This window comes from Mycobacterium nebraskense (assembly GCF_002102255.1).
GTDB classification, from domain to species: Bacteria; Actinomycetota; Actinomycetes; order Mycobacteriales; family Mycobacteriaceae; genus Mycobacterium; species Mycobacterium nebraskense.
This window is the reverse complement of record NZ_LQPH01000144.1, coordinates 116,747-124,285: the sequence shown is the minus strand read 5'-3', so window position 1 is coordinate 124,285 and position 7,539 is coordinate 116,747. Positions and strand designations below refer to the sequence as shown.

General features: G+C 66.8%; 7 protein-coding genes and 1 pseudogene. 5 read left to right on the top strand and 3 right to left on the bottom strand.

From position 1 onward, the window contains the following. Positions 1–42 precede the first annotated feature (42 nt). From AWC17_RS20150 to AWC17_RS20125, 5 genes and pseudogenes are all read left to right on the top strand, one after another. Entirely contained in the window at positions 43–924 is an 882-nt protein-coding gene (locus AWC17_RS20150; RefSeq protein WP_046182680.1) for an alpha/beta hydrolase, read from the top strand. Further along, on the top strand, positions 921–1,358 hold the full coding sequence (locus AWC17_RS20145; protein WP_046182681.1) for a DoxX family protein: 438 nt from the start codon (positions 921–923) through the stop codon (positions 1,356–1,358). Before AWC17_RS20150 ends, AWC17_RS20145 begins: the two co-directional genes overlap by 4 nt. Positions 1,359–1,406: 48 nt before the next feature. Beyond that, entirely contained in the window at positions 1,407–2,207 is an 801-nt protein-coding gene (locus tag AWC17_RS20140; protein ID WP_046182682.1) for an SDR family NAD(P)-dependent oxidoreductase, read from the top strand. Continuing rightward, positions 2,208–3,167 carry a phosphotransferase family protein gene (locus AWC17_RS20135; protein ID WP_046182683.1) on the top strand — a complete coding sequence of 320 codons (960 nt, stop codon included), beginning with the start codon at positions 2,208–2,210 and terminating at the stop codon, positions 3,165–3,167. Positions 3,168–3,653: 486 nt separating this feature from the next. After that, positions 3,654–4,309 (top strand): annotated as a pseudogene (locus AWC17_RS20125) (MspA family porin). Here the strand turns inward: AWC17_RS20125 and AWC17_RS20120 are convergent. From AWC17_RS20120 to AWC17_RS20110, 3 genes are read right to left on the bottom strand one after another with little or no spacing between them, the layout of a single operon-like run. Next, on the bottom strand, positions 4,306–5,601 hold the full coding sequence (locus AWC17_RS20120) for an acyl-CoA dehydrogenase family protein (RefSeq protein ID WP_046182686.1): 1,296 nt from the start codon (positions 5,599–5,601) through the stop codon (positions 4,306–4,308). The pseudogene AWC17_RS20125 and the gene AWC17_RS20120 sit on opposite strands and share 4 nt — an antisense overlap. 12 nt (positions 5,602–5,613) lie before the next feature. Further along, on the bottom strand, positions 5,614–6,765 hold the full coding sequence (locus AWC17_RS20115) for a CaiB/BaiF CoA transferase family protein (protein WP_046182687.1): 1,152 nt from the start codon (positions 6,763–6,765) through the stop codon (positions 5,614–5,616). Beyond that, positions 6,762–7,538, bottom strand: a complete 777-nt coding sequence (locus AWC17_RS20110) for an enoyl-CoA hydratase/isomerase family protein (RefSeq protein WP_046182688.1) — start codon at positions 7,536–7,538, stop codon at positions 6,762–6,764. Before AWC17_RS20110 ends, AWC17_RS20115 begins: the two co-directional genes overlap by 4 nt. Between the last annotated feature and the right edge of the window lies 1 nt (position 7,539).

Here is a 7,539-nt window from a genome sequence, read left to right as displayed (position 1 = left end):
GCTCTACCGGCCAGGACCACCCTGTCGGCAACCCACGTTCACATGTGTGCGAGGCCCCAGCCTCGTCATACCGTCTACTATCCCGCGCGTGCCGGCGCGGAGGCGTTCGGGCTATTGGTCTGTCTGCCGGGCGGCACCTACAGCCGCGACTACTGGGACCTGCGCATCCCGGGCCATCACGGGTACAGCTTCGCCGATTTCGCCACCGGAAACGGCTACGCCGTGGTGACCATCGATCCGCTGGGCACCGGCGAAAGCTCCCAACCCGCATGTGATTTCGGATTCAACGACATCGCCGCCACGCTTGCGTATGCCGTCTCCGCGTTGCCCCACACAACCGGAATTCACGCACCCCCGGTGGTCATGGCCCATTCCCTCGGCGGCTATCTGGCAATCACACAGCAAGCGCTGTTCTCCAGCTTCGCCGGACTGGCCCTGCTCGGGTGCACCAATCAGCATGTCGCACCGTTGAACCTGGATCCGGCATTCATCGCCCGGTCGGCAACTACGCAGGGACGCGCCGAGCTCGCCCGGGAGATCCTTTCCGCCCTGCCGCAGCCGTACTTCGAGGGCCCGCGCGAGTACTTGCAGAGTTGGTTCCACCTTGCCGACGTCCCGGCCGACGTCGTGGCAGCGGACTGCGTCGTCGCAAAGTCGATGGTGCCGCGCGTGTTCGGCACCGCCATGATCCCTGGTGTGGTCGCCGAGCACGCCGCACTGATCGACGTCCCCGTGTTGATCGGGTACGGCGTCGTCGACGTCTCACCGGACCCACGCGCCGAGGTCGGCATCTACCGCAACAGCCCGGACGTCACCGCCCTCGTCCTGGCCGACAGCGCGCACTGCCACAACATGGCGACGAGCCGGCACCGGCTTTGGCGGCGGCTGCTCGATTGGGCGGGAACCGTAACCTGTCGATCGTGACAAGGGACTTGGACCGGCGACTGGGTCGCTACGCCCCGGTGGCGCTGAGTGTGTTCCGGTTGATTTACGGTTTGCTGTTCGCCGCATACGGCTCGAGGAGCCTGTTCGATTGGCCCGTCCGTTCGCCAGTTCGCGTCGAGTTCGGATCCTGGCCCGGCTGGTACGCAGGGCTGATCGAAATCGTCGCGGGTCTGCTCATCGCCTCCGGACTGTTCACCCGCGCCGTCGCGTTCGTGGCCTCGGGGCAGATGGCGGTCGCCTACTTCTGGATCCATCAACCCCAGGCGCTCTGGCCGGTCGCCGATCCGCCGGCGGGCAACGGCGGGGCGTTGGCGATCCTCTTCTGCTTCGCGTTCTTCCTGCTGGTCTTCACGGGCGGCGGGAACTACTCGATCGACGCGCTACGTCGGGCGGCACTTCCCCTCGACCGGTGATAATGGCATTCTCTGATACGGAGAAGCCATTTCCGTAGGAGGTCGAGGATGAGCGGTGACCAACGGTGCGATGGGATGGTGGCCCTCGTCACCGGAAGCAGCCGCGGGCTGGGCAAGGCGATCGCCGCACGGCTCGCCGCGCGCGGTGCCACGGTCGCGCTGACCGCCCGCACCATGGACCCCGACCCCAAATACCACGGGTCGCTGAGCCAGACCCTGGACGAGATCGTGGCCGCCGGCGGCAAGGCCGTCGCGGTGCAAGCCGATCTGTCCCAATCCGGGGAACGAGAACGACTTTTCGCCGAGGTGGTCGGCGCCGTCGGCGCCCCGGACATCCTGGTCAACAACGCGGCGGTGACCTTCCTGCGGCCCCTTGACGGGTTTCCCGAACGGCGGGTCCGGCTGATGTTGGAGATGCATGTCCTCGGCCCGCTGCAGTTGAGCCAGCTGGCGATTCCGGCGATGCGCGAGCGCGGGCGGGGCTGGATTTTGAATCTCACCTCGGTGGGTGGTGACCTGCCGCCGGGGCCGCCGTTTTCGGAGTTCGACCGCACCGCGGGCTTCGGCATCTACGGGACGGTCAAGGCCGCGCTCAACCGGTTGACGAAAAGCCTTGCGGCCGAGCTGTACGACGACGGGATCGCCGTCAACGCCGCCGCTCCCAGCAATCCCGTGGCCACGCCAGGGGCCGGCACCCTCGACCTGGCCAAGACCGACACCGAGGACATCGAACTGATCACCGAGACGGCCTTCCGCCTGTGCACCGGTGATCCGAAGATCCTGACCGGGCGCATCGCGCACACCCAGCCCTTCCTCGCCGAGGTCGGCTGGACCAAGCCCGCCGGCTGAATGGCCGAGCTGGATCCTGAGGAGCTGCGGCGGCGACTGGATGTCGCCGGCGTTACCGGCGTCGCCCCACTGGCCGGGGGCGCCTCCAGCCTCACGTTCAAAGGCGTCCTTGATGGCCGGCCGGTGGTGATCAAGGTTGCTCCGCCCGGTATCGAACCGGTCGCGCATCGCGACGTGCTGCGTCAGGCCCGCATCATCAAAGCGCTTGCCGGGACGCGGGTTCCGGTGCCCGAGGTGCTGTGGGAGGACCCGGGGGATCCGCCGCACACGCCGCCCTTGTTCGTGATGTCACATGTCGAAGGCGACTGTGTGGAACCGCTTTTCGATGGTTGTGCCGGTTCTCCGGGTCTTCCCGAGCGGTACCGCAACGCATGCCGGGCCATGGCCGCGCTGCACAGTCTGTCGCCGAGCGAGCTTGGCCTGGGCGGTGAACCGATTGTGGATGCGGCCGCCGAAGTTCGGCGGTGGTCCGAAACGCTGCAGACCGTCGATGCGGCGCTGGTGCCCGATTGGCCGGGGGTGCGTGACGCGTTGTTGGGTTGCGCGCCGACGGCGATGAGGCCGAGCGTGGTGCATGGTGATTTCCGGCTGGGCAACCTGTTGGCCGCCGGGTCCCGTATCAGCGCGGTGATCGATTGGGAAATCTGGTCAGTGGGGGATCCGCGTATCGATGCGGGGTGGTTTCTGATCAACTGCGACCCGGACACCTACCGGCGCGTTCCGGGTTCGGCGGGCATGGTGCCGCCCGTCGCCCGGCTCGCCGAGATCTACCAAGAAGAGCTGGGTCGCGAGGTCACCGACTTGGCCTGGTTCCGCGCGTTGGCGTGCTTCAAGTCGGCGGCGACGTGGTCGCTGATCGTCAAGCACAATCGGCGAAGGCGCACACCACGGGCGGGATTGGAGGCCATGGCGGCAACGCTTCCCGGGTTGCTGGATCGGGCGCGGTCACTGCTGGATTGACGGCGCACCCGATCAGCTGCAGTTGGCGCGAAGATTTTGGCACCACATTCCGACGCCACCCCAATCGCCCGTCGGGCCACTCTCATCGAGGGGGTTGGTCATCATGGTCGGGTAGTGTAACTCCCATTCGGAGATCATGTCCGAGAGGTCGGGCTGCTGGGCAGGGTCCGGAGACGCGAGTGCTACCCCGACCGCCATTCCGGCGGCGCCGGTCAAAGCCGTGATGACCACCGAACCTGCGACCAGTAGAGCAGCCCACCTGTGCTTCATCATCGCGGCCTCTCCGTCGTTTGCCTGAACTGCCGGCTAACTGAGCTTAATCCTACATTCGGCGTCTGTATCGCATAAGAGTTACGAACAGAGAACAACTTTGATCGGCCGCCCAGCAAATTTCGCGACTGGCGACAGCGGGTGCGTACGTTGGCGTGCGTGAGGCCGGTAGCCGTGGTCGTTCGTCGCGCGCTGGCGGTCGCCGTTTGCCTCGTCATGTCCGTGGTTACGGCGCCGGCGGCGACCGCTGATCCCGATGACGGTCCCGAGGTCGAGCCTGCCGCTGCAGCTTTGGCACCGGCCGGGGGGCGGTGCCCTCGAATCCTCCCGTCATCCTCAACACTCCCGACGGCTGGACCCTGGGGCTGGGCGCGAAGGACGAGATGCAAGTCCCGGTGGCACCGCTGACCACCTCGATCGCGTCGCGCGAATACGTATCCAGCGGCATTTTCGTCGGCTCGCTGAAAGGCTCGGAAGAGCCCCGCGGCGTCCTGGAAGTGGGCTACCAGATCGGCTGCGGGATCGATATGACTACATCCAACGGCGTGATCGTGGAGAGCGGTGGCGGCGTCATCCCGGGCGTCAGCCCGACCTTCGACACCACCGGTACGTTGCCGCCTCTGCTGCCGTTTGTTTCGACTCCCGTCAACGGCGCGATGAGCATCGGAATGAAGCCCGGCCTCGTCATCACGGTGCCGGTGATCAAGAAACAATTCAAGGGTGCGAATCCCTGGGTCATGATCAGCAACTTCCACATCAAGATCGACGGATGCGTGGGCCAGTCGTTCATCCGCTCGTACGCGGTGCTGACACGAATGACCGACCTGTCCGACGTGGTGCTGTCGTACGTCGGCGTCACGAAGTCTGTCTAGCCGCGCGGGATGCCGGCCAGCTTGTCGGCGAACTTGGCCTCGGCTGCCGCACGCAACCGCAGCAAATGTTCGGACGGGAACAGGTCGGGCGCGGGCTCGCGGTCTTTCAACAGCAGCCGGGCCAGCGTCACCTTGTGCACCTCGGTCGGACCGTCGGCGAGCCCCAGCACGAACGACTCCACCAAGTACTGCACGAACGGCATCTCGTGGGTGGTGCCCAGCGATCCGTGCAGCTGCAGCGCCCGCGACGACACATCGTGTAGCACCTTCTGCATCATCGCCTTCACCGCCGAGATGTCCGCCCGCACGGCCTGGTAATCGTTGAATTGGTCGATTTTCCAAGCGGTTTGCAGGGTCAGCAGCCGGAAGGCCTCGATCTCCATCCACGAGTCGGCGACCATCTCCTGCACGAGTTGCTTGTTGGACAGCACCTCGCCCTGCGTGTACCGCGACACCGCGCGCTCGCAGATCATGTCGAAGATCCGGCGGACCAGGCCGACGGTGCGCATCGCGTGGTGAATCCGCCCGCCGCCCAAGCGGGTTTGGGCGACGACGAAGGCCCCACCCCGCGGGCCCAGCATGTGGTCGGCCGGCACACGGACGTTCTCGTAGCGGACGTAGCCCTCGCGCCCGCCGCCCAGTGCCTGGTAACCCAGGCCGACGTCGCGCAGCACGTTGATGCCGGGAGTGTCGCCGGGGACGACGAACATCGAATAACGCTGATAGGGCGGCGCGTCGGGGTCGGTCATGGCCATCACGATGATGAACGACGCCATCGAGGCGAACGACGAGAACCACTTTTCGCCGTTGATGATCCAGTGATTCCCGTCGGGCACCGCGGTGGTGCGGAAGACCTTCGGATCGGCACCGCCCTGCGGCTCGGTCATCGAAAAGCAGGAAACGATCCGGTTGTCGAGCAGCGGCTCAAGGTAGCGGGCCTTGAGCTCCGGCGTGCCGTAGTGCGCCAGGATTTCGCTGTTGCCCGAGTCGGGAGCCTGGGAGCCGAAGACGATCGGCGCGCATTCCGAGCGGCCCAGAATCTCGTTGAGCAGCGCCAGTTTCACCTGACCGTAGCCCGGGCCGCCCAGGTGCGGACCGAGGTGGGTGGCCCAGAGGCCACGCTCCTTGACGATCTCTTGCAGCGGCGGGATCAGCGCCCGGCGCACCGGATCGTTGAGGTCGTGCGACTCCTTGACGATCAAGTCGATCGGTTCGCACTCTTCGCGCACGAAGTCCTCAACCCATTTGAGTTGCTGTGCCCACTCGGGATCAGTGGAGAAGTCCCACGACATGCGCCGTCCTCTCTAGGTTGCTGACTTTGAGCCGCTTTGGGCTATCACGCCCGCGTACTCGAGCGCGGTGATGGCATCGGCGTCCAACCCCAGTTCGCGCAGCAGCGTGCGCGTGTGGTCGCCCGGAAGCGACGGCGACGTGGGAACTGGCGGCCGGGTTCGGGAGAACCGGGGTGCCGGCGCGGGTTGGGTGACTCCGTCGACGTCGATGAACGTTTCTCGCGCGGCTAGGTGCGGGTGCCGTGGCGCCTCGGTCAGCGAAAGGACGGGCGTCGCACAGCATCCCGGCGTGTCGAGCAGCCGCTCCCACTCCTCGCGCGATTTCTCGGCGAAGCGGGCGGCCAGCGTGGCGCGGTGCGCGGCCCACGTTTCCGGCGCTTCATCATCGTGGGGCACGTCGACGCCGAGGCGATCGCACAGCTCCGCGTAGAACTTCGGCTCCATCGCGCCGACGGCGAAATGGCCGCCTTCGGCCGTGCCGTAAACGCCGTAGAAGTGGGCGGCACCGTCGAGCAGATTGTCGTGGCGCCGGTCGCGCCAGGTGCCGGCGGGCACCATCCCGAAATACGGCGCCAACAGCGTGGCGACCCCGTCGACCATCGCGACATCGAGCACCTGACCGATTCCGGATTCGCGGCCCTCGAGGATTGCGCTCAGCAGGCCGACGGCCAACAGCATGCCGCCGCCGCCGTAGTCCCCAACCAGATTCAGCGGTGGCACCGGGGATTCGGCGGTGCCGATGCCGTGCAGGGCACCCGCCAGGGCGATGTAGTTGATGTCGTGCCCGGCGTGGGCGGCCAGAGGCCCGTCCTGTCCATACCCGGTCATGCGGGCGTACACCAGGCGGGGATTGCGCTCGCACAACTCGTCCGGGCCGATGCCCAGTCGTTCGGCCACCCCGGGCCGGTACACGTCGACGAAGGCGTCCGCGTCTGCGACCAGGCGATGAACCAGCTCCCTGCCACGCGGATCCTTAACGTCGGCGGCAAGCGACCGCTGGCTACGACGCACCGTGTAATCGATGGGAAGCGGACCGCCCACACCCGGGAGACCATCGACGCGGATGACGTCGGCGCCCAAGTCGCCCAACAACATTCCGCAGAACGGGGCGGGCCCCAGGCCGCCCATCATGACGATGCGCACGCCACGTAGCGGTCCCGTCATGACGACCACTTCTTGCGGCGCTCGGCCGCCTCGTCCGTGGCGTGTGAGATCACCTGGTTGCGGTTCTCCAGCTCCAGAGCTGCCGACAGGCTCGCGGCGTCGGTGTTGACCTGCAGGGCACGCTTGGTCAGTCGTGCGCCAAGCGGAGAATGGCTCGCTATCAGCGCCGCCAACTCGACGGCCCGTTCGGCCAACCGCTCCGGCTCGACCACCTCACTGACCAGACCGCGCCGATCGGCTTCGGTGGCCGAAACGGTGCGGCCGGTGAGCATCCAGTCGGCGGCCACGCTGGTGCCGACGATGCGCGGCAGGTGGTAGCTCATGCCCATCTCGGCGCCGGAGAGGCCGAGCAGGATGGCGGCATTGCCGAAAGATGCTGTCTGCGAACAGATTCGGATGTCGGCCGCCAGGCACAGCGCGAGTCCGGCTCCGACACAGGGGCCGTTGACCGCGGCGACGACGGGTTGCGGCAATGCCCGGACGGCTTCCGCCAGGGCGGCCATCCTCTCCTGGAAGCGCATCCGGTCCAGCGCGGGTGCGGTGGCCTCCAGCATCGAAGGGCCGAAGTCCCGCACGTCGATACCCGCGCAAAAGCCGCGCCCGGCACCGGTCAGCACCACGGCACGCACTGAGCTGTCGGTGGCCAAATCGGCCAGCGTCTGGCCCAATTCGGTTTGCATCACCTCATTGATGGCGTTGAGCTGCTTCGGGCGGTTCAGGCGCAGCACGGCGACACCGTCGCATGGCCGCTCGAGCTCCAGCGCGCTCGGCATG

Bases quoted from the DNA above. Each gene is read 5' to 3' on its own strand.
- AWC17_RS20120 (WP_046182686.1), bottom strand. From the start codon at position 5,601: ATGTCGTGGGACTTCTCCACTGATCCCGAGTGGGCACAGCAACTCAAA.
- AWC17_RS20115 (WP_046182687.1), bottom strand. From the start codon at position 6,765: ATGACGGGACCGCTACGTGGCGTGCGCATCGTCATGATGGGCGGCCTG.
- AWC17_RS20135 (WP_046182683.1), top strand. From the start codon at position 2,208: ATGGCCGAGCTGGATCCTGAGGAGCTGCGGCGGCGACTGGATGTCGCC.
- AWC17_RS20140 (WP_046182682.1), top strand. From the start codon at position 1,407: ATGAGCGGTGACCAACGGTGCGATGGGATGGTGGCCCTCGTCACCGGA.
- AWC17_RS20110 (WP_046182688.1), bottom strand. From the start codon at position 7,538: ATGCCGAGCGCGCTGGAGCTCGAGCGGCCATGCGACGGTGTCGCCGTG.
- AWC17_RS20150 (WP_046182680.1), top strand. From the start codon at position 43: ATGTGTGCGAGGCCCCAGCCTCGTCATACCGTCTACTATCCCGCGCGT.